The organism is Xylanibacter ruminicola Ga6B6 (assembly GCF_000687715.1).
In the GTDB taxonomy this organism is placed as follows: Bacteria; Bacteroidota; Bacteroidia; order Bacteroidales; family Bacteroidaceae; genus Prevotella; species Prevotella ruminicola_B.
Window position 1 is genome coordinate 1 of record NZ_JHXD01000025.1, and the last position, 26,365, is coordinate 26,365.

A 26,365-nucleotide genomic window follows, 5' to 3' on the forward strand; every position below is an offset into this window, starting at 1 on the left:
AGGTTTTAAGGAAAAGGAAAGATTTTAACAAACCCTTTTATTTAAAACAAAATTATGGCACTTAAAGTTAAGGCAGTTGAGCGACTGCTTAAGTTTGACAAAGAGAAAGAAGGAAAGTATCGTTATGTACTGAGCCCCGACCTGTACTCGAGTCTGGATCAGGACAAGGTGATCAAGGAGGCTGCTAGTCGCAGCGGTGTAATGGAGGGCGTGATGCAGGCCTGTTGGGATGCAGCTGGCGAAGTGATTAAGGCATGGGCTACCGAGGGTCACAGTGTGGCTCTGCCCGGGCTGGGTAGCATGCGATTCGGTCTGCGTAGTAAGGCTGTGGAGAACGTGAACGACGTGAAGGCTGGTCTGATTGAGAGTCGTCGTATCATCTTCACCCCAAGCACGGATCTGAAGGATGAGCTGGCAGCAACCGCCATCGTCATCACCTGCTACGATCGCACCGGTAAGGAGGTGAAGCGTGTAACCAGCAACGCTGGCGAGGTAGAGGATCCTGAGAACGAGAGTGGTGGTAACACCAACCAGGGTAGCAATACCGGCGGCAATACCGGTGGAAACACTGGTGGAAACACTGGTGGAAACACCGGAGGCGGCAATCAGCCCAGCAACCCAGGTAGTGGCGGCTCAGACATGAACTAACGGAAGGAGGTGAGTTATGAGTAAGAAAGAAACCCTGAAGTTCATCATCCAGATGATTGCCAGCATCGCCACAGCGATTGTAACAGCCCTTGGCGCTACAAGCTGCATGGGAGTGTAAGCACAAAGCGGGCACCTGCGGTGTAGGTGGTGTCGAGAACCACATCGCCGCCTAAACGACGGGACAGGCTACGGGCAACAGTAAGTCCGATACCTGTCCCATTATAGTATTCATCAAGTTGTACAAACTCATCAAAGATATGCTCAGCCTCGGCGGCAGGCACACCAATACCTGTATCTTCAACTATAAACTGTACATTGTTATCGTGTTTGCTAATCGTAAGCGTGGCACGCTTTTTATCAGCGTCGGAGTGATGCCCATAGGCTTCGGCAGGAGCGGTAAACTTCATGGCATTATCAAGCAGCAATGACAATACGCGTACAGCGGCCTGCTGATTGGTGGTAAGCACCGTCTGCCCAGCCCCATCGGTATCCTGCAGTTGGAAATCAAGATGCGCAGCATCCTCGATGCCCGACGAATGCACTGCCTGGTTGGCTATCTGAACGGCCGGAACCTGATCGGAAAGCTCGATAACGGTACGACTGCTGGCATCAGAGAGTTCGAGCATTTTGTTTACCAAGCCAGTGATGCGGTCGGTATTCTCCAGAATCTGCTGGTTGGCATCATTGCGAGTTTCATTATCAATCTCCATATCCGGGGAGGTAATTACCTGTGCATAGCCCGAAAGGATATTCAGTGGCGTACGGATTTCGTGTGATATCTGCTGGATAAACTTGGTCTTCATGCGCAACGACTCCTCGGCACGGGCGTTGGCAATCATCAGCTGCTGATTCTTCTCCTCCAAACTGATGCGCTGGCGGCGACGGATAACAGCATAAATAGTAAAGAAGAAAACAGCCAGCACAAGGGCAACCAGCAAAGCCAGCACACGTGTTTGTAACAGCTTGGCTTTTTGGTCGGCAATCTCGGCGTCTTTCTGCTGTGTATGATAGATGGTTGCCAGTTCGATGGCCTGATTCTTCTTTTCAAAAGCAATGGCAGAGTCGAGATACTCGAAGGTGTAAACAGCTACGTTTAATGCCGAGTCGTTACGGCCGGCTTTGTAGTTGGCTCGGAATTTCCTTGTCAGGAATCCTACGTTATCGAGTGTATGCTCCGAACCAGATTCGGACAGATACCGATATGTTACGGCATAAGCATCGGCAGCTTGGGCGTAACGCTTAGTTTTCATCAGATACTCGCCCTCATGAATTTGTGCAAGATCTGTCTTGGCATATTGTGTGCGCTTATACGCTTCATAGGCTTTTTCGGCCTCTTTTTGCTTACCCAAGCCAATATAGACCGTAGCGCGATCGAGGTAATAGGTGCACCACGACATGTCGGTGACAAGGGACGGAACATTCTCTTTGTTTGCCATTTCCTTAATGATGGGCTCGGTGTAGTTCAGCCATTTTTCGGCCGTAGAGAAATATTTCTGAAATGAATACGAACTGGCGATGTTATACAGGAACACAGTGGCATAGTAATCGTGCTTCCATGACTTGTCTAACGCCCTGACTTTCTGGATGCAATCATAACATTTCTCGAAATATTGCTCTGCTTCGGTAGTCAAGCCCTGAGTAATCTGACTCGCACCTACCTGCTGCAATATTTCGGCTAAGATATCATAGGCTTCGGCAGCGTATTCGGGGTTAGAGACTAAGTCGTAAAGACCTTCGTAGGCAGGCAAGGCCACGCGTAACACCCCCTCGTAATCACCTTTCTTGGTATTGTATTCTATCATGGCCTTGAGGCACTGGAAATAAAACAAACTGTCGTAGGCATTTTGGGGCTTTATAGCTAAGGCATGCTTCAGGATTGTTTCTGCATCTCGCAATTTTCCTGTTCGCGTATAGATACTCCCTTTCAGGTAGCTGTTTCGGAATATCGAAATGTCGCCAGTTGCCAGTAAACTGTCGGAAAGGAAAACGGCGCGATCAAGATCCTGCACACTGGTAGCAGCATAAAGCAGACTATCGGCAAGTGTTGTCTTTGGGACATAAGTCTGCTGCTTGTTACAGGATGTTATCGCCAACAGACAGATGGCAATGAATAGAAAGGAGAGATTAGATGTTGCTTTCATTGTTGGTCAATTTTTCTGCAAAGATAGTCATTTTTTCTTGAAAAACAATTTGTTTTTAACAAAAAATAGGTATTTCACGCTTTGTAAGTAAAATATTATTTGTACTTTTGCAGCCATAAAACTTATAACCAATTATTTGATGATTAGATTATTACCAATTAAAAAGCCTTTCATAACACCTTTTGTTGTGGTTGCATTAATTGCTTCTCTTTTCGCATGCGATAATAAGCAAGGAAAGAAACAAATGTTATTACACCCCAACTATAGTCAGACCGACTCTCTGATATTGAGAGAGGGTATTGATGCCGGCGATACAGTGCGTACTTATTTTCTGATAGACAGTTTGGAACAGACGGGAGACCTGAACGAACTGGGTGCTGAAGCATTTCGGCTTATTGCTCATCAGCGTTTCTATCATCTTAATGAGATTGATGCCGAAACAGAAAGATTGGGCAGGCGGATTGCGACTCACAATAGTCTGGCAGACCGTAAGCAGTGGTATTACAACTACGGTGTAAGCTGGTTGGCATATGAACTGTATATGACCCACAACTACGATGGTTTTCTGCGCGTAGCCGTGCCATTGATAGCATCTATGGACTCGCTGGGTAACAGACAATACGACCAGATGACCAACGTGCTTACCATGATGGCCTGCTGTTACGTTAAACTGGGAGAGCCCGAAAAGGCTAAGGTTGTGGCAGACAGGGCCCGAAGCTATTGCTGGGATATATTGGCTGCCGACTCATCGATAGGCATTCATCAGAGGCTCATTAATTGTTATGCCAGAGTGAAAGATGCCTACGTGATGGTGCAGGATTGGGAGCAAAGCAAGAGTTGGTTTGAGATTGTAGATTCTGTTGAACAGGTGTTCAGACGCAGACATCCGGATGCACCTGTATGGGAAGTTTATGATGGCTATATTCACCTGGACCGTGCCACCAAATTATGGATTATGGGACAGAAGGATTCGGCTGCAGCGGAATATGATAAATTCTGTAAATACGAAACTACCCGTGATGAGAATGGGTACATCCAGGCTAACGACTACTTAATGCCTGCCGGACGCTGGAAAGAAGCAGCTGAGAACTATGAACATCTGGATGCTTTCATCAAGTGGCGTGTACCCAAGGTGTATCTGGAGGAAATTCATGCCTATTATCTGCCTAAGTTCCGTGCCAATATCAATGCTGGGCGGAATGACTCAGCGCTTTATACAGCCAAACAGATAGCCGAACGCTTTGACTCGGCCTATATGTGGCAGAAACGCAGTCAGATGGCAGAAATGGCAACTGTGTACGATATCCAAGGCAAGGAGATGCAGATAGCCGAGCAGAAGGCAAAGCTGATGCATACCAGAGTGATAGCCATGGGCGTGGTTATGATACTGCTCATCATATTCTTTACCATCTATGCGCTGATACGTCGTAGTGAACGTAGGCGTCTGGAGGAGAAGAACCAACAGCTCACCATAGCTAACGAGCGTGCAGAGGAGTCGTCGCGCATGAAGACTAAGTTTATTCAGCAGATATCACATGAGTTCCGCACACCGCTGAATATCCTTTCTGGCTTTGCGCAAGTGGTTACTGCCGAGGGCGCAGAACTTGACGAAGCCTCGCGCCATGAAGCCAACATCCGGATACTCGAGAACACCGACCGCATCACTGGCTTGGTAAACAAAATGCTCGAACTCTCTGATGCCAGCAGCCGTACCGTTATCGAACTTTCCGATCAGGTTCCGGCCGTTCAAATAGCATTGAGTGCTGTGGAAGCCTCTGGCATTGAGAGGGCAGGTCATCTGGCGTTCGAATTATTGATTGACGAAGGATGCGAGACAATAAAACTCACCACAAGCCAAAGTGCTGCAACACGTGCGCTGTCGCTGCTACTCGATAATGCCCGCAAGTTTACGGCTCCTGCAGAGGCTTATGGGCACCACGCTTCAGCAGATGAGAAACAACGTGTAGTTTTGAAACTTAGTGTAGTTGACGGCGGCATACAGTTCATCGTCGAAGATACGGGTATCGGCATACCTGCTGCCGAGGCCGAGTGCATTTTCGATGAGTTCGTGCAGCTTAATGAATACTACGATGGTACAGGCATCGGACTCACAGTGGCTCGCAGTTTGGCACGCCGCTTGGGAGGTGATGTGGTTCTCGACACCACCTACACCGCAGGTGCCCGCTTTGTGTTTACTCTCCCTTGGTGAACCACGAACTGGGGATGCTGGTGCGCTCGGTCATCCAGTTGGTGGATGGATCTACGGCAATCATCATTGGGGCCTCGCCTTTCTTGGGGAACGAAACGGTGTACATCTTGCCGTCCTTGCCGTTGGCACGGAAGGTGATGTTGTTATTGTCGTAGTTATAACCGCTCACTTCGAACTCTGCCAGGGCTTTGGTGTAGTCGATGGTGCCCTGCGTGTTGTACATGGTGGCGGTATCGTAATCCGACTCACTCTTTACCCACTTGGTACTACCGATGGTTAACTCAAAGTCGATGGTGCCGCCCAGAGCACGGATAAATGCCTTGGTGGGAGCGGTGGTAGTGCTGATAACCTCGTCGCTGGTCTTCACACCATTCTCGGATGTTACCTTATGGGTATAGACGGTGTATTCCTCTACATCTACTACCACATCGTTGAAGTCGAAGTCGCCGATGGCACCCAGGTCTTCAATCATATAGCGCTTGGCGCGGCAGGTAGTAACCTGATAGGTGTTCTCGGTGATAACCTTCTCTTGAGGTACATCGGGATTACCCACAACAGCCAGCACCAGGTCGTTGTAATCGTTGTCGCTGCCACTGATGGCATCCTCGATACCGATGTACTTGGCCACATGATCGTCGGCCAGTTCAATACCGTCGAGTTCCAGTTCTACGTTGTCGGGCACATCGATGTAAACAGCCTGGCCATTGGTGGTACCAACAGTTGGCAGTGTTTCGTTCTTTTCATTCCTCATGTTATCCAGATAAATCTCGATAGGTGTGCCAACGGGCGCCTCAATCTTTACACCACGCATATTGACGGTTTTACCATCGGGTGTAGTCATGCCGTTGATGGTCTGGAAAAAGTTGTAGTCCTTACTGAAAATAATAACAGGGTCTTCATTGCCAACCTTCACCTTCAGATCGTAGCGATTAAGACCACCACTGAGCAGGGGGAAGATATAGAATGAGCTGGATGGTGCAACTAATGCTACTTCGTTGCCCACCCAAACTTTCTTCTCGGGGAGTTTGATATTGATGGCATTGAATAAAGCTGCATTCTTTTGGATGCCACTTTTGATAATATCATAATTCCATACCGCATTAGAATGGGTATGGTGCTCTAATTCCAGATTCGACACATCGCCCCAGTCGACACCTTTTTCCAGAACTTCGACGTTGATCGTAGATACACCACGGGTTTTAGCGAGGTTTTGCTCGCCTGTAGTGAAATCCCACGACTGGGTGGGGCTAATTTCGCCATACTTGGCTACGAAACTACTGGCATAGGTTTCTTTTTGTGCTTCCTCGTAAGTGGTGATTGCTTCCTTTGTGCATGAGGATAAAGAAGCGGTTAAACACAGACCTGCAGTTAGTACAATAGAATAGATTTTCATATTTACAAATTTTAAAATTTTCGGCAAAAATACGAAAAATTAGGCTGTTTGCATGGATTTATTAAGGAATTTTACCGAATTTGTTATATTTTAACCTGATGTTCTTTGTTTCCGTTTCACCGGCCATTTTTCCCGTTTCACCTATTTTGTTGTTTCTTAGGAAAAATGCGCGTGCACGTGGCTGCTTTTCAGGATACCGAAATCATAGTTAGCAAAGACAAAGTAGCCAGCGTGAAGCGCTGGTTGGATTCGTAAGGAGGCTTGCTGAATAAAATCTGAATGTAAATACTACAAACAGCGTTCTTATAGTTAATAAGTACTAAATTAATGCGGTTGGAAGAGCAATGAACGGGAAAATTGCCTATATTTGTACCAACTAAAAATCACCAAAAAGGAATGCTTATGATAACTAAGAACGAAACAAAAAACGAAGAATTACAGATCGACGATAAGTTAGTCGAGACCAGTACACCGAAACAAATGCCATCTATATGGTACACTTAAAGAATAAGCGCGGCACCTGCAAAAAGGTGTCGCGCTTCTCTTTTTATTGTATGGTAAGTACGGCTTTCTTCAGATGTTTCAGACTGCTGTCGGGACCAATCATAATCTCAAAGTCGCCTGGTTCCAGCACATATTCCAACTGGCTGTTGTAGAATTTCAGCAGGTCGTCGGTAATCTCGAACTTCACTACCTTGCTTTCGCCCTTCTTCAGGTGAATGCGCTCAAAGCCCTTCAGCTCTTTTACGGGGCGGGTGATGCTGGCCACCACATCGTGGATGTACAGCTGCACAATCTCGTCGGCATCGTAGTTGCCGGTATTGGTAACCGTTACCTGTGCTGTGCGGCCGTTAAGCGTTACATCGCTATAAGCAAAGGTGGTATAGCTCAGACCGTAGCCGAAGGGGTAGAGTGGGTCGTTACGTACATCGAAGTAGTTGCTGCCGAACTTCTGGAACTCCTTGCGATCCTCGCCTACAGGGCGACCGGTGGGTAGATAGTTGTAGTAGAGTGGCTCCTGACCTGTGACCTGAGGCATAGAGGTGGTGAGCTTGCCGCTGGGCACCTTGTCACCAAACAGTACGTCGCAGATGGCATCGCCTGCCTCGCTGCCACCAAACCATACCTGCAGGATGGCGGGCACATGGGCCTGCTCCCAGCTGAGCACGGTGGGGCGGCCTGCAAAGTTGAGTACCACTACGGGCTTGTCCAGTTGCAGCAGGGCCTGGAGCAGTTCGCGCTGCACATCAAACATCTCGAGTGTGGCGCGGCTGCTGCTCTCGCCACTCATCTCGGCACTCTCGCCCATAGCGCACACAATCACGTCGGCATCCTTGGCTATGGCCAGTGCCTCGCGCTTCAACAGTTCGCTATCCTTGAACGGGGTGGCGCGATAAAAACCACCATCCTTCTGCAGCGTAGAGTCGCTGGTAAAGTTGCAGCCCTGGGCATAGCTCACGGTGGCCTTACCTGCCAGCGCCTGCTCCATAGCCTCTTTCAGGGTGATGTACTTGCTGTTGTCGGCTGTAGGTGCCCAGGTGCCAGCCATGTTGGCACGGTTGTGGGCCATCGGACCGATAAGGGCTATCTTGCCTTGTTTCTTGAGTGGTAGCAGCTGGTCCTGGTTCTTAAGCAGCACAAAACTCTCGGCTGCCAGATTGCGGGCTGCCTGCTTGTGTTCGGTGGTATAGATGTCGGTGGCGCGGCGTTTCTTATCAAGGAAACGGTAGGGATTCTGGAACAGTCCTAACTTGTATTTCGCCTCCAGCACACGACGGCAGGCCTGGTCGATCTCGGCCATAGTGACCTTACCCTCCTTGAGCGACTGCTCTAAGGTACCGATGAATCCCTCGGCACACATATCCATATCGGTGCCTGCCTTCAGGGCCAGTGCCGATACCTGTGGGAGATTGCCCAGACCGTGTTTCATCATCTCGGCGATGGCGCCGTAGTCGGTAACTACAAAGCCATCCCACTGCCACTGCTTGCGCAGCACATCGTCGATAAGCCAGCGGTTGGCTGTGGCAGGGGTGTAATCTACGATATTAAACGATGTCATGAACGAGCCAGCCCCTGCCTTGGCGGCTGCCTGGTAGGGTGGGAAGAACTGGTTGTACATGCGTATGTGACTCATATCTACGGTGTTGTAGTCGCGACCGGCTTCGGCACCGCCGTACAGGGCGTAGTGCTTTACGCAGGCCATCATGTTCTCAGGACCATAGTTGCCCTGATAGCCGCGTACCAATGCCTCGGCAATGCGTGAGCCTAAGAACGGGTCCTCGCCATTACCCTCGGCAATACGGCCCCAGCGGGCATCGAGGGCGATATCCACCATGGGGCTGTAGGTCCAGCAGATGCCATCGGCTGTGGCTTCCTTGGCTGCGATGCGTGCAGCCTGCTCGATGGCAGCCAGGTCCCAACTGCACGACATGCCCAGGGGAATAGGAAAAATGGTTTCGTAGCCATGAATCACGTCCATACCCACCAGCAGGGGAATACCCAGACGGCTCTTCTTGACGGCGGCATCCTGTAGCTGACGGATGCCATCCACACCTTTCTGATTCAGGATGGTGCCCAGCTTGCCCTGGGCTATCAGTTGCATCAGCGGACTGTTCTTCAGTTCGCCTGTGGTTGCCGATGTGCCTGGCAGCAGGTTCATCTGTCCTAACTTCTCCTCGACGGTCATCCTGGCCATCAGCTGGCTGATAAAATCATTCATTTTGGTGTCCTGAGCCGTAACATGCAGCCCAGAGAGGAGCAGCAGGGCTCCTACAAGTAGTCTTTTTAGTTTCATAAATGGGTTTTAATTAAAGATTTTGGGGCAAAGGTACAAAAAAGTTGGCAAAATGTATTACCTTTGCGGCGAATAATAAAAACAAATTAATAACGATGTACAACAAAATTAATCTACAACTACGATTGATGGTGGTGCAGCTGTGTGCTGCTTTTGCCATCCAGGCTTTGTCGCAAACCGTTTTTACACATCCTTGGCAGGGTAAGCGTGTGGCTTACTTTGGCGACTCGATTACCGACCCGCGTAACAATGGTTCGAAAATAAAGTATTGGGGCTATCTGGCCGATTGGTTGGATATCAAGCCTTACGTATATGGGGTGAGCGGACGCCAGTGGAACGATATTCCACGACAGGCGGATAAGTGCTACGAGGAGCATGGCGACAGCATTGATGCCATTATGATTTTTATTGGTACCAACGATTACAATGCGGGTGTGCCCATAGGCGAGTGGTTTACACAGAAACCCGAGAAGGTGGTGGCTGGCATACACGAGCAGAAGCACCCCGTGGACCGTTTGCATCGCTATCCGGTGATGACCGACAGTACGTATCGCGGACGTATCAACATCGCATTAAATAAGGTAAAGCGTATGTATCCCACCAAGCAGATCATACTGCTGACACCCATCCACCGTGCGGGCTTTTATGCCAACGACAAGAACTGGCAGCCTACCGAGGATTATACCAACCAGTGTGGCGAGTATGTGGATGCCTACGTGCAGTCGGTAAAGCAGGCTGGCCAGATTTGGGCGCTGCCTGTGATTGACTGGGGCGCTATGAGTGGACTGTACCCGCTGATGGACGAGCACACCCAGTATTTTAAGAGTGCCGAGAACGACCGTCTGCACCCCAATGATAAAGGGCACGAGCGCTTGGCCCGTACCCTTTACTATCAGTTGCTTACATTGCCTTGCACATTTTAAGTGCGAGGCAATTTTTTATTTCAGCGTTACCACAACAATCGACTTAGCTGGCACCTTCATGGTAAGCACGCCCTTCTTAATCTTAGCGTCCTTGTACTCCTTTGGAGCAACCACGTTAGGATGATTAAAGTCGTTGAAGTCGGCTACATTCTTTGAAGTGAGGATGCGGCCGCTAACCTGCTTGGCGTTGAAACCTGCAAAGTTGAAATCTACAGTCTGATCCTTATCCAGACTTACGTTTGTGATGGCCAGAACAATGCTGCCATCCTTGGTCTTAGCTGCCGATGCAGAGAGCAGTGGGCAAGGACGTGTGGTGTTGTCGCTGGTCTTCTGCTTCTCCTTGAAGTACTCGGTGCTGCACTGTACAGTCTCGCTCTGCAGATCAACGGGCAGATAAGTAGCCTCCTGGAATGGGGTGTACATCTGGAATACGTGATAGGTTGGGGTGAGAACCATGTGGCCTGTACCCTCCTGATCGGTAAGAATCATCGACTGCAGCACGTTAACCACCTGAGCGATGTTAGCCATTTTTACACGGTCGGTGTACTTATGGAACACGTTGAGGCTCAGAGCAGCTACGAAAGCATCGCGCAGGGCGTTCTGCTGGTACAGGTGGCCAGGGATAGTACCGGGCTCCTCGTCCCACCAGGTTCCCCACTCATCAACCAGCAGGCCGATGTTGTTCTGAGGATCCTTCTCGTCCATGATAGCCTTGTGCTTCTTAATCACCTCCTCGATCTCCAAGCACTTACCAAGTGCCCAGTAGTACTGATCGTTATCGAAGTTGATGGCCGAACCCTTAGGACCGTTCCAACCGGTGCAGGTGTAGTAGTGCAGAGAGATACCCTGCATGCGGGCACCAATCTTATCCATACAAACCTTGGTCCAGTTGTAATCATAGTCGCTGGCACCCGATGCAATACGATACAAACGGTTGCCACCCTGATCGCGCAGGTAGGTGTTGAACTTACGGAACTCGTCGCTGTAGTACTCGGGACTCATGTTACCACCGCAGCCCCAGGCCTCGTTACCAATTCCGAAGTACTTTACCTTCCAGGCTTTTTCACGGCCGTTAGCACGGCGCAGACGGGCCATAGGCGTATCGCCATCGCTGGTCATATACTCAACCCACTGAGCCATCTCCTTTACGGTACCAGAACCTACGTTACCCGAGATGTATGGCTCGCAGCCCAGCATCTCACACAGGTTCAGGAACTCGTGGGTACCAAACGAGTTGTCCTCGATGGTGCCACCCCAGTTATTGTTACGCAAAGAGGGGCGCTCTGACTTGGGACCGATACCGTCCATCCAGTGATAGTCGTCGGCAAAGCAACCGCCTGGCCAGCGCAGTACTGGAATCTGCAGAGCCTTCAGAGCCTCGAACACATCCTTACGGTAACCGTTGATGTTAGGAATCTGAGAGTTCTCGCCAACCCACAGGCCACCGTAGATACAGCTACCCAGGTGCTCAGAGAACTGACCGTAAATCTCCTTGTTGATCTTGGCTCCAGCCTGATCGGCATGAACCGTAGCTTTCACATTCTTCGCAAGCGAAGCGTCTCCTTGCGTCGCCGAGCGGTCAGCGGCTGATGCCGATGTGGCAAAAGCCAGTGCGATAGTCGCGGTAAAAATATACTTTTTCATGTCGTTGATAAAAAATTACTTGTTATCTACAGCAGCCTGTTCGATAGGCAGACAGCGCTTGTAGTTCTCGATATACTTCTCGAAACCAGCTACGTCCTCGGCGGTAGGAGCGAAAGAGGTACCTGTGTTACCGGCGAATACCACTTCCTCGAGGTAGTCGGCCAGGTTCTTACCGTTCTTATTAATCAGGTAGCCAGCCAGCAGAGCAATACCCCAGGCACCACCTTCGCCAGCAGTCTCCATCACCGAGATAGGTGAGTTAAGGGCTGCAGCCAGCATGCGCTGACCCACAACAGGAGTCTTGAAGTATCCACCATGACCGGTGATACGATCTACCTGAATCTTCTCTTCCTTCAGCAGGATGTCGTTACCAATCTTCAGTACACCGATAGCGCCATAGAGGTGGGCACGCATAAAGTTTGCCAGGTTGAACTTGTCGCCGGCAGAGCGAACGAACATAGGACGACCCTCGGGCAGACCTGTTACAGGCTCACCAGATACGTAGTTGTATGCCATCAGACCACCGCAGTCGGTCTCGCCCTCAAGGGCCTTGTTAAACAGCTTGCCGTAGAGCTCGTTCATATCAACCTCGATACCCAACAGCTGCTGGTACTCCTTGAACAAACCTACCCAGGCGTTGATATCGCTGGTGCAGTTGTTACAGTGTACCATTGCTACGAGCGAGCCATCAGGTGTGGTTACCATATCAATCATCTCGTAAGGCTTAGAGAGTGGCTTCTCGAGCACAATCATTGAGAATGATGAAGTTCCGGCTGAAACGTTACCTGTACGCTGCTTAACGGCGTTGGTGGCAACCATACCAGTACCGGCGTCGCCCTCAGGAGGACAAACGGGGCAACCTGGCTTCAGGTGGCCTGATACGTCGAGTTTCTTAGCACCCTCGGGAGTCAGGAAACCTGCATTCTCGCCAGCGTTGAGTGACTTAGGCAGAATATCGAGCAGCTTCCATGAGAAGCCTTTTGGAGCTACGAGCTCGTCGAACTTACGAACCATCTCGGCATCGTAGGTCTTGGTAGCGGGATCAACAGGAATCATACCTGATGCATCGCCTACGCCCAGTACAAACTCGCCTGTTACCTGCCAGTGAACATAACCAGCCAGGGTGGTGAGGTACTTGATGTCGGCTACGTGCTCCTCGTTGTCGAGAATGCACTGATACAGGTGGCTGATGCTCCAACGCAGGGGGATGTTGTAGTTGAAGAGCTTTGAGAGCTCGGCAGCTGCCTTACCTGTGTTGGTGTTACGCCAGGTGCGGAAAGGAACCAGAATCTGCTGGTCCTTGTTGAAGGCCATATAGCCGTGCATCATAGCGCTGAAGCCGATGGCGGCCAGCGCCTCAATCTCGCAGTCGTACTGCTTCATAACGTCCTTGCGCAGGTCGGCATAGCAGTCCTGCAGACCGTACCAAACAGCCTCGGTAGAGTAGGTCCACAGACCATCTACCAACTGGTTTTCCCACTCGTGTGAACCCTGTGCAATGGGCTCGTTGTCCTCGTCGATGAGGACGGCCTTTATGCGGGTAGAGCCAAACTCGATACCGAGAATGGCCTTACCTGCCTGAATAGTTTCTTTTGCTGTCATATTGATCATTTTTATTTTGGCACGGATTACGCGGCTTTTATTCTAAAAGACACTGCTTTTTTATGATGTGATATAGCCGTGTCCTTATTTATAAGGCCGTGTAATCCGTGCCTATAATTATTATCTCAGCGCTTTGTTAAGCATGAAGTAAACCTCGTTGTTGCGGAGAGTCTGCTTGAAGTCGGCGATGTTTGTCTGCTTGTTGATGCGAACATACTCGATGCCAGTCATCTCGGCGAAATCCTCCCAGTACTCCTCGGTGATGTCGTAAGAGAAGGCACTGTGGTGAGTACCACCTGCCAGAATCCAGGCTGCAGCACCAATCTCGAATGTGGGCTGTGGAACCCAGAGTGCTGAAGCTACAGGCAGCTTTGGCATGGGCTGTGGCTCGATGCACTCTACCTCCTGACTGATCAGACGGAAACGGTTACCCAGATCAACTACGGTAGCCTTGATACCAGCGCCAGTCTTTGAGGTGAATACCAAACGGGCGGTCTGCTGCTTGCGGATACCGATGCCCAGGAAGTGAACCTCGAGCTTTGGCTTATCGGTAGCAATCAGAGGACAAACCTCGAGCATGTGGCTCTGCAGGCAAGAGCTGCGGTCGCCAGCGAAGTTCAGTGTGTAGTCCTCGAGGAATGAGCAACCAGTAGGCATGCCCTGCTGGATAACCCACAGAGTGCGATACAGGCAGGCTGTCTTCCAGTCGCCCTCGGCACCGAAACCGTAACCCTCTTCCATCAGGCGCTGTGAAGCCAGACCAGGAATCTGGTCGAAACCGCAGAAGTTAGGATCGTCGATGTTGGCATCGCCCAGGTCGTCGAAGTTAGTGGTGAAAGCAGTAGCGCCCTCGTCCTTCAGTACGCGGCGAAGGGCAATCTCGGCCTTGGCAGCGTTCTTTACCTTCTCCCAGTAAACCTGCTCACCGCTCTCGTCGATCTTGATGGTGTAGAGCTTCTTGTACTCCTCAACCAGGGCGTCGGCCTCGGCATCGGTAACCTTCTTGAAGTACTCCATCAGCGAGCTTACGGGATAGTAATCTACGTGGTAACCCAGGCGCTGCTCAAACTCTACGCGGTCGCCATCGGTTACAGCTACGTTGTTCATGTTCATACCGAACATCAGGCAGCGTACGTTATGAGCATCGGCTACACCAGCAGCTACACGTGCCCAAACGGCAATCTGCTGCTGAGCCTTCTGGTCCTTCCAGTAACCACAAACCACCTTGCGGGCTACACGCATGCGAGTGCAGATGTGTCCGAACTCGATATCGCCGTGAGCACTCTGGTTCAGGTTCATGAAGTCCATGTCGATCTCGCTCCAGGGGATTTCGGCATTATACTGTGTGTGGAAGTGGAGCAGAGGCTTCTGCAGCTGCTGCAGACCCTTGATCCACATCTTTGCAGGCGAGAAGGTGTGCATCCAGGTAATGATACCTACGCACTTCTCGTCGTTGTTGGCAGCCAGCATCACCTGCTCTACTTCCTTAGAGCTGTTGGCTGTACCTTTATATACAATCTTAACAGGGATGTTGCCAGAGGCGTTCAAACCCTCGACCATCTCCTTAGAGTGTCCGTCAACGGCAACTACTGCGTCGCCTCCGTACAGGAGCTGTGCGCCAGTTACCCACCAAATTTCGTAGTTCTCAAATGCTTTCATTATCGTATAATTGTTTCTTAGTTAATTATTAATGTTTCTGTCCCTTCTGTCCGTAGTAGGCGTTAGGTCCGTGCTTGCGCATGTAGTGCTTCTCAACAAGCAGCGGATTCATAGTAAGGTTAGGGTTAACCGAGAAGGCTACAAAGGCCATCTTGGCACACTGCTCCATCACCTTGGCATTGTAAACGGCATTGTCGGGTGAGGTTCCCCATGAGAATGGACCGTGGTTCTTAACCAGCACAGCGGGAGTGTGATCGGGGTTAATCTTACGGATGTTCAGAATCTCATCTACAATCACGTTACCTGTCTCTAACTCGTAGTTTCCCTTAACCTCAGCCTCGGTCATATCGCGGGTGCAGGGGATATCCTTGTAGAAGTAGTCGGCATGCGTTGTACCGATGTTGGGGATATCCTTACCAGCCTGAGCAAAAGCTGTGGCATAGGTAGAGTGGGTGTGAACCACGCCCTGAATGTTGGGGAATGCCTTATATAATACAAGGTGTGTGGGGGTGTCAGACGAAGGGTTGAGATCGCCTTCGACTACCTTTCCACTCTCGAGATCAACAACAACCATGTCGCTGGCTTTCATTACATCGTAGTCAACACCAGAGGGCTTGATAACTACAAGTCCTTTTTCACGGTCGATACCTGAGACATTACCCCAGGTAAAGATTACCAGGTTCTGCTTTACAAGGTCGAGATTTGCCTTGAATACTTTTTCTTTCAGTTCTTCTAACATTGTTCTTACAGTTTGAAATTTGAATCTTCGGTATAAGCGCGCTTATTGAAACGATAGAGATAAGCGCCGCGTTTTGAACTCTTCTTGTCAATCAGTTCGGTCTTCTCAATGAAGTCCATCTCCTTGACACGCTTGCGGAAGTTGCGTTTGTCGAGCTCGGTGCCATAAACGGCCTCGTAGAGCGTCTGCAACTGGGTGAGTGTGAACAGATCGGGCAGCAGATTGAAGCCTACTGGCTCGTGCGACATCTTCTGCTGAACCAGCTTGCGAGCCTTGCTTACCATCTCGTTGTGGTCGGAATAGAGCTGGGGAATCTCCTCAACGTCGATCCACTCGGCTCCATGCTCCTGGCGCAGCTTGTCGTCGTAATCCATCACATTAATCAGGGCATAGTACGAAATTGATACTACGCGCTCGCCCGGGTCGCGGTCCACCTTACCAAAGGCACCAATCTGGCGCATGTAGATGTTACGCAAACCTGTTAACTCAAAAAGTGTGCGCGAAGCTGCTTCGTCCACACTTTCGGTGGCGCCAACGAAGCCTCCGTAGAGGCTCCATTCGCCACGTCCCGGGTCCATCTTGCGGCGACCGATCAACACCTTCAGTTTCTTTTCATCGAAACCGAAGATGATGCAGTCGACCGACAACCAGACCTTGGAATGTTCGTTATAAAACGTCATATTCTAACTTTTTATTACCAGAAATAGATATAGAAAGCTACTGTGAAGCCCAGAATAACGATGGTATGGAATACATCCCACTTATTCCAGCTATTACGGGTAGCCTCGATCTGCTCGGGTGTTGATGTACCGAATACCAGACCCTGAATCTTCTGCTCGTCGGGAGCCTCGGTACAGAGTGATACTGCAATCACAACCAGACAGCAAACGATGAGCATTACACCACAGAAGAACAACCAGTTGAAGTCGTAGAACACAGCCTTGAACCAGCTGTCGGCAGCATCGGTAGCATTGCTGTAGTAAACCTTAGCACCCAGACGTGTCAAACCGATGATGATACCAGAGAGCAAGCCCCACTGACCACCCTTGGCAGTAGCACGCTTCCAGCAGATACCCAGCAGGAAGGCGGCAGCGATACCAGGAGCCAGTACTGACTGTACGTCCTGCAGGTAGTTGTAAAGTACGTTTCCTACCGAACGCATGATGGGAATCCACAGGATACCCAGAATTACGATAACTACAGTTGCAATCTGTCCGATACGTACGAGCTGCTTCTCAGGAGTCTCGGGGCGCAGACGCTTCCAGAAGTCGATAGTGAACAGCATAGCTGAAGAGTTGAACAGCGAAGCCAGTGATGACATCAGGGCCGCGAGGATACCGCAGACTACCAGACCCTTCACACCAGCAGGCAGCAACTTAGCTACGAGGGTAGGGAAGGCAGCATCGGGAGTGCTCAGTACAAATACCTCGCCGTTTGGCAGGGTGATTCCCTTTGTGCTCATAGCGAAGGCAATCATACCAGGAATCAGGAACAGGAATACGGGCAGCAGCTTCAGGTAAGCACCGAAGATGGTACCACGACGAGCCTCTTTCTCATCCTTACCAGAGAGTACACGCTGAACGATGTACTGGTCGGTACACCAGTACCAGAAACCGATAACAGCAGAACCGATAAGGGCACCCAACCAAGGATAGTTGGCATCGCGGTTGTCGCGAATCAGCGATGTCATCTTGTCGCCATACTCGTTAGCATCAACAGCACCGCAAACAGCCATCATCTCGTCCCATCCGCCCAGGGCCTTGAAACCAAGTACCAGGATGATGAGTGAACCAAGCAGCAGGATAGGAGTCTGCAGAACAGAGGTGTAGAGCACACTCTTCATACCACCGAAGATGGTGTAGATAGCTGTGATAACTACCAGACCGATAGCTGCAATCCAGAAGAAGTCGATACCCCAGAGCTGCTCGATACCGAATACCTGCTGGAATACCAGACCGCCGGCATAAACCGTAACGGCAACCTTGGTAAGTACATAGCTAATCAGAGAGATTACCGAGAGGATGGTGCGGCTCTGAGTGTTGTAGCGGCGCTCCAGGAACTCAGGCATGGTGTAAACCATCGAACGGGTGTAGAATGGTACGAACACCCAACCCAGAATCAGGATCATCCAACCCTGAATCTCCCAGTGGGCCATAGCCATACCTGATGAGGCACCGGCTCCAGCCAAACCAATCAGGTGCTCAGAACCGATGTTCGAAGCAAAGATCGACGCACCGATAGCAATCCATGTTGCGTCCTTACCTCCCAAGAAATAATCTGCTGAGTTATTGTTCTTCTGTGAAATAACCCAAAGTACAATGCCAATCAGTGCACAACAGAACGCACCGATGACAATCCAGTCTAATAATGCCATTTTTTAATATTTGATATTAGTTAATAATTAGAAATTCCGTGTTATTTGATCGAGAACTTGTAAGCAGCGTGGCTGTAGTACTTCTCGCCTGGGTTCAAGGTTGGCTGTACCCACTCAGGATGGTTTGGTGAGTCGGGATACTTCTGGCTCTCCAAGCAAACACTCACGTGCTTAGGATAGGTGATACCATGCTTGCGGGCGATGTCCTTATCGGTACCTACACCCTGGAAGTTACCACTGTAAACCTGTACACCTGGCTCGTTGGTAAACATCTCCATCAGGATACCTGTCTTGGCGCTGTAGAGGCTGGCGCATACCTGAGTGTCGTCGCCCTTACCGTTCTTAAAGGTGTTCAGGCAGTAGTTGTGGTCGTAACCAGTAGCGTTCTGAATCTGGTCGAACTGCGAGTTGATGCTGTCGCCCAGAGCGTGTGGCTGACGGAAATCCATTGGAGTGCCCTCAACCGACTTGATCTCGCCTGTGGGGATATAGAGCTTGTCGCTGGGTGTAAAGTTATCAGCGTTAACATACAATACCATGTCGTAAGCGGGCTGTGTAAAGTCGCCGCTCAGGTTGTAGTAGTTGTGGTTGGTCTGGTTAATGATAGTTGGCTTGTCGGTCTCAGCCTCCCAAGTCATATCCAGCACATTGTCGGCTGTGAGTTTGTAGGTGGTAACAGCCATTACCTTGCCGGGGAATCCGTTTTCGCCATCAGCAGCTACGATGGTAAGCTTCAGGATTGAGTCGCCAATCTGCTCGGCATCATAAACCTTGTGCATCCAACCTGTGTTGCCACCGCCGTGCAATGAGTTAGGTCCATCGTTGGTGCGCAGCTTAACGGTGTCGCCCTTCAGCAGGAACTGTCCGTTCTTGATGCGGTTAGCATAACGGCCTACGCTTGAGCCGTAATCAGATGGGGTGTTGATGGTATCGGCATACTGGGCGATGTTGTCGAATCCCAGAACTACGTCGGTTGGCTTACCATCCTTGTCGGGAACTACCAACGATACGATACGGGCACCATAGTTAGTGATGCATACCTCCATACCATTCTCGTTCTTCAGTGTGTAAAGCTTTACTGGCTTTGCCTGAATAGTAGTGTCGAACTTGGCTGGGTTAAGCCCCGATACCGTGAGCTGTGGAGCCTGCTGGCTACCTGCACATGAGAGCATCAGTGCGGCTGCACCAACTCCCATCAATGTTGCTTTCAATGCTTTCATTGTTTTACTTGTTTTTAATTATTACGTTATTGTTAATGCTAATTTGGGTGTAAAATTACAATTATAATTTGAACTGACAAACAAAAATGCAAAAAAAATAAGGAGTAAGGTGTAAAAAACACACCTTACCCCCAATATTTAACCTTTATAAACACAAAAATGTGTTTTTTGTTGGTTCGGAGTTAGCAAATTCTGCGTGAACCGTCGCCGATGACTACATCGTAAACCTTTGGCTCGTGTCCGTACTTTGCGTTGAATTTTGCCTTAGCATCGTCGATGAACTTCTTGTAGAGGTCGTTGCGAACCAGGTTGATGGTGCAGCCACCAAAGCCGCCACCCATGATACGTGAACCTGTTACACCGTTCTCCTTGGCGATATCGTTCAAGAAGTCGAGCTCCTCGCATGATACTTCGTAATCCTTCGACAGACCAGCGTGAGTCTGATACATCAGCTCACCAACCTTCTCGTAGTCGCCCTCGTTCAGTGCGTCGCAGACTGCCAGTACGCGGTCCTTCTCACCGAGAACGAACTTAGCGCGCTTGTAGTCCTCTTCGCCTACCTCGGCACGAACCTCATCCAGCTGCTCCCATGTGCAGTCGCGCAGGGTCTCGAACTTACCCTCTGGGTGCTTAGCCTGAATGTGCTTTACTACGTTCTCGCAGCTGTTGCGGCGATCATTGTAAGGCGAACCTGCCAGCTGGTGCTTAACTACTGAGTCGAGCAGTACCAGACGGTAGCCATCGGGCTTGAATGGGAAGTACTCAAACTCGCGGCTGCGGCAGTCGAGGCGCATCAGGCAACCTGCTTTACCGAATACTGAGGCAAACTGGTCCATGATACCGCAGTTAACACCGCAGTAGTTGTGCTCGGTAGCCTGACCTGCCAGTACCATATCCCACTGCGAAACCTTGTTGTCGCCGAAGATATCGTTCAAACCACAGGCAAAGCAGCTCTCCATAGCGGCTGATGATGACATACCAGCACCAAGGGGAACGTCGCCGGCAAAAGCGATATTGAAGCCCTTAACGGGAACACCCAGCTTCTTCATCTCCAGAGCGATACCATAGATGTAACGAGCCCAAGAGGCCTTAGGACCTGCAGGGTCAGAGAGCTTGAAGTCAACGCGGTCCTTCAGGTCGATAGCGTATGCCATCACAGTGTCGTCGGTACCATTAGCACGCATTTCGGCTACAATACCTTTGTCGACAGCACCTGGGAACACGAAACCACCATTGTAGTCGGTGTGCTCACCAATCAGGTTAATACGTCCGGGAGATGCATATACGTTACCAGTCTTTCCATCAAAGTGCTTGATGAAGCGGCTTCTTACAAATTCAATGTCCATAAGCTTTAAAATTTAAAGGGTTAATATTAATCGACTTTGATGTCCTGATTCACGTTCTTGCAACCTACGAGGGCGTAGAACAGAATATAGGCCAACATAGCGATGACGAGCCAGTAGCTGAAGATTGGACCGGCTGACTTGGCGATAGCCTCCTGAAGGAGAGGCATCACACCACCACCAACAACCATTGTCATGAAGATACCAGAGGCAGCCTCAGTGTACTTGCCCAGTCCCTCAACAGAGAGGTTGAAGATACCACCCCACATGATAGAGGTGCAGAGACCGCAAGCAGGAATCAGGAATGCCTTAGCAGGTACGTCGTGTCCGCTGAACGAGATGGTTACGCTCTCAGGCATAAAGATAGCTACTACGAGCAGCAGGATAGCAACAGCGCTAACTGTTGACAGCTGCAGCTTGGTAGAAACCTTACCTGAGATAGCACTCGAGCAAGCACGACCAATCATCATGAGTAACCAGTAGGCAGCAGCCAGTGTACCACCGATGGCGGCTGCACCTTCGAAACCAAGATCGGTTACGTAGAAGTTCAGCTCCATAGGAATTCCAATTTCGATACCTACATAGAAGAAGATAGCGATAACACCCAGCACGCAGTGGCGGAATGCCAATGGACTGCGCTCGTACTTAGGAGATACCTTTCCGAGTGTGGGCTCTGGAATGCTAACACGGCTGATGATAACGAACGAAATGGCGAATACGGCAATACCGATAAACAGCAGTGGAGCAACGTCGCCCATGCTGGTCTCGGCTGTTACAGTACCTACCAGGATACCTGCCAACAGCGGGGTGAGTGTACCGGTGAGTGAGTTCAGAGTACCTCCCACCTGAATGAGCTGGTTACCCTTGTTACCGCCACCTCCAAGAAGGTTCAGCATAGGGTTAACTACGGTGTTCAGCATACATACGCAGAAACCGCAGATGAATGCACCAAGCAGGTAGATTACCAAGTTGAGGGCTACAGGAATGCTATCGTATGTAAATACGTAAGTACCTGCGCCTACAAGGCTTGAGAGATACTGGAAACACAAACCAACGATACCCACGATCAGAGCGATCAGGGCTGTTTTTTTGTATCCGTATTTCGTAAGCATTTTACCTGCAGGTATTCCCATAAACAGGTAAGCCGCAAAGTTCATCAGGTTACCCCAAGCTTTGGCAAAAGGATACTCGAAACCCCAGATGTTGCCAAAGGGAGCGCCCATGTTAGTTACAAAGCTGATCATCGCGAAGATGAAGCACATAGTGACAATGGCAATCACCTTGCCATTCTTGTTTGTTTCAGTCATATTTGTCGTCTATTTATTTTAAATGTTGGATAATTTCTACTCTACCACTCCAAAGCGGTATACGGTCTTCTGCTTGTAACGCTGTCCTGGATTCAGAACCACACTTGGGAAGTATGGACGGTTAGGTGAATCGGGGAAGTGCTGTGCCTCGAAGCAGACAGCTGAACGATGTGGGAAGGTGCAACCATTAGCGCCCTTATAGCCGCTCAGGAAGTTACCTGTGTAAAGCTGCAGGCCTGGCTCGGTGGTGTAAACCTCCATAGTACGGCCGCTCTTAGGATCGGTAACCTTGGCAGCGAATGAGAGCTCGCCCTCTTCCTGCTTGTTCAGTACGTAGTTGTGGTCGAAACCGTGTCCGAACTTAATCTGCTCGTGATCGGCGTTGATGTCCTGTCCGAATGCCTTTGGCTTGCGGAAGTCGAATGGAGTTCCCTCAACCTTCAGGATCTCACCTGTTGGGATAGCAGTAGCATCGGTAGGCAGATAGAAGTCGGCATTGATTTCGCAAATCTGATCGTCGATGCTTGGTGTAGGATCGGCAGTACCAGCCAGTGAGAAGAAGGCGTGGTGTGTCAGATTAACGATAGTCTTCTTGTTAGTAGTAGCCAGGTACTCGATTACCAGTTCGTTGTTGTCGGTAAAGGTAAATTCTACTGTTACATCCAGCTCGCCTGTGAAACCTTCCTCACCATAAGAAGAAATACGGTGCAGAGCCAAAGAGCGAGGACCCATCTGGCGGGCATCCCAAACCTTAGCGTTGAAACCTACTGAACCGCCGTGCAGGTGGTTAGGTCCATCGTTAAGAGCCAGCTGGTACTCCTTGCCGTTCAGAATGAACTGGCCTTTGCAGATACGGTTACCCCAACGGCCGATCAGAGTCGACAGATAAGGCTCGTTTCCGCTGGTCAGCTGCTCGATACTGTCGTGACCCTGGATAACGTTAGCTACTTTACCATCCTTGCCGGGAACCATAATAGCACAAATGGCACCGCCATAGTTTGAGATGGCAACTTCGAATCCTTTACGGTTTCTAAGAATATACAAGTCGGTTTTTTTACCGTTGATTGTGGCCTGGAAGTTCTCACGCTTCAAGCCGCACAGATTCACTGTCTCTGTAGTGTTCGCCATATGAATATGTTTATTAGTTAAAAATTAATTTTCTGCAAAGTAACAGAAAAAAAATCAAACTAACGAACGTTTCAGCGAAAAAAAAGTTTTTGCAGTCTTAAAAAAATCTAAATACAGTTCTTTAGCAGGTCTGCTACCACATAACTGCTACCTCCAACGAACACAAAGTCGTTGTTATCGGCTGCTGCCTTGGCTGCTTCGTAAGCCGATTTTACATCGGGATAGGCCTCGCCCATCAGCTCCATGGTCTGGGCATAAAGCTTCAGAACGTTCTCCGAAACGGCACGTTTATTGTTCGCTTTTGTAAAATAATAGGTAGCATTCTTGGGCAGCAGTGCCAGTACGCCCTGTATGTCTTTGTCGTCGACCATGCCGAATACAATGTGCATATGATTGCACTTTACCGACTTGAGCTGCTCGCTCAGATAAGTCCAACCTGGCACATTATGACCGGTATCGCAGATGGTGAGTGGGGCCTCGCTGATCTTCTGCCAGCGTCCCTTCAAGCCTGTCAGGTTGCAGACATGCAGGAATCCCTGACGCACCTCACGGTTCATGCTGGGCTTGTTAGCCTCGCATGGGTAGGCGTGCATATAACCCAGAGCCTCCAGCTGCTGTACGGCACACAGGATGGTATTGGTGTTCTTTTCCTGATAGCTGCCACCCAGCTCGCCTTTGATGATGCCAAAGTCCTTGGTGTTGTACTCAAAGCCTGCTGCACTGTTCGATGCTGAAATAATCTGGTTGTGATCCTCGGCAAATACGATGGGGGCGTGGTTCTCAACGGCAACAGCCTCGAACACCATACGTGTCTCGGGTGTGGTCTCGCCAATAACTACGGGCACATCCTTCTTAATAATTCCAGCTTTCTCCATAGCAATCTGCTCGAGCGAATTACCCAGGAACTGCGTGTGGTCCATACCGATATTGGTAATGACGGATAGGGCAGGGGTGATGATGTTGGTACAGTCTAATCGACCGCCCAATCCAACCTCGATCACGGCGATATCCACCTTCATCTCGGCAAAATACTTAAAGGCCAGTGCGGTGGTAAGCTCGAAGAACGAGGGCTTGATGGGTTCGAAGAAACTCTTCTCCTTCTCCACAAAGTCAATGACATACTCCTCGCTGATGGGCTGACCGTTTACGCGGATGCGCTCGCTGAAGTCAACCAGATGTGGCGATGTGTACAAACCTACACGATAGCCGCACATCTGTAAAATAGCAGAAAGCGTGTGAGCACACGACCCCTTTCCGTTAGTACCAGCCACATGAATAGTAACATACTTTTGATGTGGATGTCCGAAATGCTTGTCGAGTGCATGACTGTTTTCCAGTCCTTCCTTATACCCGCCTGCTCCCTGACGCTCGAACATGGGTAACTGGCTGTAAAGGTATTCACACGTTTCCTGATAAGTCATAGCTTTATACCTTATTATATATTAATTAAAGTAATTCTTGAATTTCTGGAAGATCGAGTCGCGTGTCTGCTTGTCGCCCTTGAAGTTGTCGCTGCCCTTGAACTGCTCAATGGCCTGCTTCTCCTCCTTGCTCAAGGTCTTAGGCACGTAAACGCTGATGTTAACCACCAGGTCGCCACGACCGCTACCATAGCCTTGAACCACGGGCAGACCCTTACCGCGCAAACGCAAGGTCTTACCTGGCTGGGTACCATTCTCGAGCTTTACCTTGAGCTTGGTTCCCTCGATGGTAGGAATCTCAATTTCGCCTCCAAGTGCTGCTGTTGGGAAGTCGAGCAACAGGTTGTAAATCAAGTCGTTACCATCACGGATAAATGTCTCGTGTGGCTCCTCGGCGATAAACACCTGGATGTCGCCCGATGTACCGTTGTGCTTGCCGGCATTACCCTTGCCTGGCACGTTTACAACCATACCCTCGGCAACGCCAGCGGGGATGTTGATCTCAACCACCTCTTCGCCTTTCTCAACGCCAGTACCGCCGCAGTGCTTACACTTGTTCTTGATCACCTGACCTTCGCCACCGCAGGTAGGGCATACGCTCTGCTGCTGCATCATTCCGAAGATGCTCTGGGTGGTGTGGGTGATGTAACCCTGACCGTGACAGGTGGGGCACTGCTCCTTCATGCTGCCAGCCTCGGCACCAGTACCGCTACAATGTGGACAAGGAATGTCCTTGCGAACCTTGAACTTCTTGGTAACACCAGTATTGATCTCCTCGAGTGTAAGCTTCACCTTCAGACGCAGGTCGCTGCCGCGATGCTGCTGTGGACGACGCTGTCCACCGCCAAAGCCACCAAAGCCGTGACCGCCGAAGATATCGCCGAACATCGAGAAGATATCGTCCATGTTCATATTGGTCTCGAAGCCACTGAAACCGCCGAATCCGCCGCCCATGCTTGGTCCGTCGAATCCGAACTGGTCGTACTGCTGACGTGTCTTTGGATCGTGCAGTACATTGTATGCCTCGGCCGCCTCCTTAAATTTCTCTTCGGCTTCCTTGTCGCCAGGATTACGGTCGGGGTGGTACTTAATGGCTATCTTACGATACGCTTTCTTAATTTCGTCTTCTGTGGCGCTTTTTTCTACGCCCAGCACCTCGTAGTAGTCTCTTTTTTGTGCCATATTGTATTATTGTCCAACTGCCACTTTGGCGTGGCGGATTACTTTGTCGTTCAGTTTGTATCCCTCCTGCAGGCAGTCGATAACCTTGCCTTTCTTGTCGTCGCCCATACCAGGAACCATTGCTACGGCCTCGTGCAGGTCGGTGTCAAAGTCGGCATCCTTGGTTTCAATCTTGCTAACGCCCTGACCTTCGAGGGTTTTTACGAACTTGTTGTAAATCAGTTCCACACCCTCGCGCAGTACCTGTGGGTCGTCAGTCTTGGCGCCATTGGCAATGGCACGCTCCATATCATCGAGTACAGGCAGAATGGCTGAGATGACCTTCTCGCCACCGTTCAGAATCAGCTCGGCACGCTCTTTCAGGGTGCGCTTGCGGTAATTCTCAAATTCGGCAGCTTTGTAGAGCAGCTGTGTCTTCAGCTCCTCAATCTCCTGCTGTGCTTTTGTCAGAGGATCAACTTCCTCTTCTTCCTTTGCAGTCTCGTCGGCAGCAGCCTCCTGGTTCTTGGTTGCCTCTGCTGTCTCTTTGTCAGTGTCTTCAACGGGAGCCTCGTTCAGGTTCTCCTCGCTTTCGATGTTGATATCTTTTTCTGTCATAATAGCGTTGTTTAAAGTTTCTGCTTACTGCATAGCAAAAT

General features: G+C 50.1%; 20 protein-coding genes. 4 read left to right on the forward strand and 16 right to left on the reverse strand.

Annotated features, from left to right (window positions below; genetic code table 11):
* The first annotated feature begins 54 nt into the window (after positions 1-54).
* Both T500_RS15980 and T500_RS17025 read left to right on the forward strand, forming a co-directional pair.
* On the forward strand, positions 55-648 hold the full coding sequence (locus T500_RS15980; RefSeq protein ID WP_051612065.1) for a DNA-binding protein: 594 nt from the start codon (positions 55-57) through the stop codon (positions 646-648).
* Positions 649-664: 16 nt separating this feature from the next.
* Positions 665-766 carry a smalltalk protein gene (locus T500_RS17025; RefSeq protein ID WP_155267545.1) on the forward strand — a complete coding sequence of 34 codons (102 nt, stop codon included), beginning with the start codon at positions 665-667 and terminating at the stop codon, positions 764-766.
* On the opposite strand, the gene T500_RS0112610 is transcribed toward T500_RS17025, so the two are convergent.
* Entirely contained in the window at positions 744-2,789 is a 2,046-nt protein-coding gene (locus T500_RS0112610; protein WP_028908414.1) for a sensor histidine kinase, read from the reverse strand. The two genes, T500_RS17025 and T500_RS0112610, sit on opposite strands and share 23 nt — an antisense overlap.
* Before the next feature lie 244 nt (positions 2,790-3,033).
* On the opposite strand from T500_RS0112610, the gene T500_RS0112615 reads away from it, so the two are divergent.
* Complete coding sequence (locus T500_RS0112615) at positions 3,034-4,998, forward strand: sensor histidine kinase (protein WP_028908415.1); 1,965 nt, start codon at positions 3,034-3,036, stop codon at positions 4,996-4,998.
* Here T500_RS0112615 and T500_RS0112620 read toward each other — a convergent pair.
* Positions 4,982-6,391, reverse strand: a complete 1,410-nt coding sequence (locus tag T500_RS0112620; RefSeq protein ID WP_028908416.1) for a DUF4114 domain-containing protein — start codon at positions 6,389-6,391, stop codon at positions 4,982-4,984. The genes T500_RS0112615 and T500_RS0112620 overlap by 17 nt on opposite strands.
* Before the next feature lie 547 nt (positions 6,392-6,938).
* Entirely contained in the window at positions 6,939-9,185 is a 2,247-nt protein-coding gene (gene bglX / locus T500_RS0112635) for a beta-glucosidase BglX (RefSeq protein WP_013064472.1), read from the reverse strand.
* A 95-nt stretch (positions 9,186-9,280) separates the two neighbouring features.
* Here bglX and T500_RS0112640 point away from each other — a divergent pair, with 95 nt between their 5' ends.
* Complete coding sequence (locus tag T500_RS0112640) at positions 9,281-10,108, forward strand: SGNH/GDSL hydrolase family protein (protein ID WP_028908417.1); 828 nt, start codon at positions 9,281-9,283, stop codon at positions 10,106-10,108.
* Positions 10,109-10,123: 15 nt separating this feature from the next.
* Here the strand turns inward: T500_RS0112640 and T500_RS0112645 are convergent, their stop codons facing one another.
* The 13 genes from T500_RS0112645 to T500_RS0112705 all read right to left on the reverse strand — a co-directional run bounded on the left by T500_RS0112645 (position 10,124) and on the right by T500_RS0112705 (position 26,324).
* Complete coding sequence (locus T500_RS0112645; protein WP_028908418.1) at positions 10,124-11,752, reverse strand: alpha-N-arabinofuranosidase; 1,629 nt, start codon at positions 11,750-11,752, stop codon at positions 10,124-10,126.
* A 15-nt stretch (positions 11,753-11,767) separates the two neighbouring features.
* Entirely contained in the window at positions 11,768-13,363 is a 1,596-nt protein-coding gene (locus T500_RS0112650) for an FGGY-family carbohydrate kinase (RefSeq protein WP_036909090.1), read from the reverse strand.
* Positions 13,364-13,474: 111 nt separating this feature from the next.
* Complete coding sequence (gene araA, locus T500_RS0112655; RefSeq protein WP_028908420.1) at positions 13,475-15,013, reverse strand: L-arabinose isomerase; 1,539 nt, start codon at positions 15,011-15,013, stop codon at positions 13,475-13,477.
* 28 nt (positions 15,014-15,041) lie between these two features.
* A complete protein-coding gene (locus T500_RS0112660) occupies positions 15,042-15,752 on the reverse strand; it encodes an L-ribulose-5-phosphate 4-epimerase (protein WP_028908421.1) in 711 nt (236 codons plus the stop codon).
* A 5-nt stretch (positions 15,753-15,757) separates the two neighbouring features.
* A complete protein-coding gene (locus tag T500_RS0112665; protein ID WP_028908422.1) occupies positions 15,758-16,432 on the reverse strand; it encodes an NUDIX hydrolase in 675 nt (224 codons plus the stop codon).
* A 14-nt stretch (positions 16,433-16,446) separates the two neighbouring features.
* The gene (locus tag T500_RS0112670) at positions 16,447-18,126 is read right to left on the reverse strand and encodes a sodium:solute symporter (RefSeq protein ID WP_028908423.1); all 1,680 of its coding nucleotides are present in this window, start codon (positions 18,124-18,126) and stop codon (positions 16,447-16,449) included.
* A 41-nt stretch (positions 18,127-18,167) separates the two neighbouring features.
* The gene (locus tag T500_RS0112675; RefSeq protein WP_028908424.1) at positions 18,168-19,346 is read right to left on the reverse strand and encodes an aldose epimerase family protein; all 1,179 of its coding nucleotides are present in this window, start codon (positions 19,344-19,346) and stop codon (positions 18,168-18,170) included.
* A gap of 182 nt (positions 19,347-19,528) precedes the next feature.
* The gene (gene galK, locus T500_RS0112680; protein ID WP_013064299.1) at positions 19,529-20,692 is read right to left on the reverse strand and encodes a galactokinase; all 1,164 of its coding nucleotides are present in this window, start codon (positions 20,690-20,692) and stop codon (positions 19,529-19,531) included.
* A gap of 26 nt (positions 20,693-20,718) precedes the next feature.
* The gene (locus T500_RS0112685; RefSeq protein WP_028908425.1) at positions 20,719-21,996 is read right to left on the reverse strand and encodes an MFS transporter; all 1,278 of its coding nucleotides are present in this window, start codon (positions 21,994-21,996) and stop codon (positions 20,719-20,721) included.
* A 36-nt stretch (positions 21,997-22,032) separates the two neighbouring features.
* Positions 22,033-23,124, reverse strand: coding sequence for an aldose epimerase family protein (locus tag T500_RS0112690; RefSeq protein WP_013065033.1), 1,092 nt, complete (start codon positions 23,122-23,124; stop codon positions 22,033-22,035).
* A gap of 107 nt (positions 23,125-23,231) precedes the next feature.
* The gene (locus T500_RS0112695) at positions 23,232-24,545 is read right to left on the reverse strand and encodes a bifunctional folylpolyglutamate synthase/dihydrofolate synthase (protein WP_028908426.1); all 1,314 of its coding nucleotides are present in this window, start codon (positions 24,543-24,545) and stop codon (positions 23,232-23,234) included.
* A gap of 21 nt (positions 24,546-24,566) precedes the next feature.
* Entirely contained in the window at positions 24,567-25,727 is a 1,161-nt protein-coding gene (gene dnaJ, locus T500_RS0112700) for a molecular chaperone DnaJ (RefSeq protein WP_028908427.1), read from the reverse strand.
* Positions 25,728-25,733: 6 nt separating this feature from the next.
* Positions 25,734-26,324: a nucleotide exchange factor GrpE gene (locus tag T500_RS0112705; RefSeq protein WP_028908428.1), complete on the reverse strand. Its 591-nt coding sequence runs from the start codon at positions 26,322-26,324 to the stop codon at positions 25,734-25,736.
* Between the last annotated feature and the right edge of the window lie 41 nt (positions 26,325-26,365).

What these genes read in the sequence shown, in the direction of transcription:
- T500_RS15980 (WP_051612065.1), top strand. Translation starts at nt 55, where the DNA reads ATGGCACTTAAAGTTAAGGCAGTTGAGCGACTGCTTAAGTTTGACAAA.
- T500_RS17025 (WP_155267545.1), top strand. Translation starts at nt 665, where the DNA reads ATGAGTAAGAAAGAAACCCTGAAGTTCATCATCCAGATGATTGCCAGC.
- T500_RS0112610 (WP_028908414.1), bottom strand. Translation starts at nt 2,789, where the DNA reads ATGAAAGCAACATCTAATCTCTCCTTTCTATTCATTGCCATCTGTCTG.
- T500_RS0112615 (WP_028908415.1), top strand. Translation starts at nt 3,034, where the DNA reads ATGTTATTACACCCCAACTATAGTCAGACCGACTCTCTGATATTGAGA.
- T500_RS0112620 (WP_028908416.1), bottom strand. Translation starts at nt 6,391, where the DNA reads ATGAAAATCTATTCTATTGTACTAACTGCAGGTCTGTGTTTAACCGCT.
- bglX (WP_013064472.1), bottom strand. Translation starts at nt 9,185, where the DNA reads ATGAAACTAAAAAGACTACTTGTAGGAGCCCTGCTGCTCCTCTCTGGG.
- T500_RS0112640 (WP_028908417.1), top strand. Translation starts at nt 9,281, where the DNA reads ATGTACAACAAAATTAATCTACAACTACGATTGATGGTGGTGCAGCTG.
- T500_RS0112645 (WP_028908418.1), bottom strand. Translation starts at nt 11,752, where the DNA reads ATGAAAAAGTATATTTTTACCGCGACTATCGCACTGGCTTTTGCCACA.
- T500_RS0112650 (WP_036909090.1), bottom strand. Translation starts at nt 13,363, where the DNA reads ATGATCAATATGACAGCAAAAGAAACTATTCAGGCAGGTAAGGCCATT.
- araA (WP_028908420.1), bottom strand. Translation starts at nt 15,013, where the DNA reads ATGAAAGCATTTGAGAACTACGAAATTTGGTGGGTAACTGGCGCACAG.
- T500_RS0112660 (WP_028908421.1), bottom strand. Translation starts at nt 15,752, where the DNA reads ATGTTAGAAGAACTGAAAGAAAAAGTATTCAAGGCAAATCTCGACCTT.
- T500_RS0112665 (WP_028908422.1), bottom strand. Translation starts at nt 16,432, where the DNA reads ATGACGTTTTATAACGAACATTCCAAGGTCTGGTTGTCGGTCGACTGC.
- T500_RS0112670 (WP_028908423.1), bottom strand. Translation starts at nt 18,126, where the DNA reads ATGGCATTATTAGACTGGATTGTCATCGGTGCGTTCTGTTGTGCACTG.
- T500_RS0112675 (WP_028908424.1), bottom strand. Translation starts at nt 19,346, where the DNA reads ATGAAAGCATTGAAAGCAACATTGATGGGAGTTGGTGCAGCCGCACTG.
- galK (WP_013064299.1), bottom strand. Translation starts at nt 20,692, where the DNA reads ATGGACATTGAATTTGTAAGAAGCCGCTTCATCAAGCACTTTGATGGA.
- T500_RS0112685 (WP_028908425.1), bottom strand. Translation starts at nt 21,996, where the DNA reads ATGACTGAAACAAACAAGAATGGCAAGGTGATTGCCATTGTCACTATG.
- T500_RS0112690 (WP_013065033.1), bottom strand. Translation starts at nt 23,124, where the DNA reads ATGGCGAACACTACAGAGACAGTGAATCTGTGCGGCTTGAAGCGTGAG.
- T500_RS0112695 (WP_028908426.1), bottom strand. Translation starts at nt 24,545, where the DNA reads ATGACTTATCAGGAAACGTGTGAATACCTTTACAGCCAGTTACCCATG.
- dnaJ (WP_028908427.1), bottom strand. Translation starts at nt 25,727, where the DNA reads ATGGCACAAAAAAGAGACTACTACGAGGTGCTGGGCGTAGAAAAAAGC.
- T500_RS0112705 (WP_028908428.1), bottom strand. Translation starts at nt 26,324, where the DNA reads ATGACAGAAAAAGATATCAACATCGAAAGCGAGGAGAACCTGAACGAG.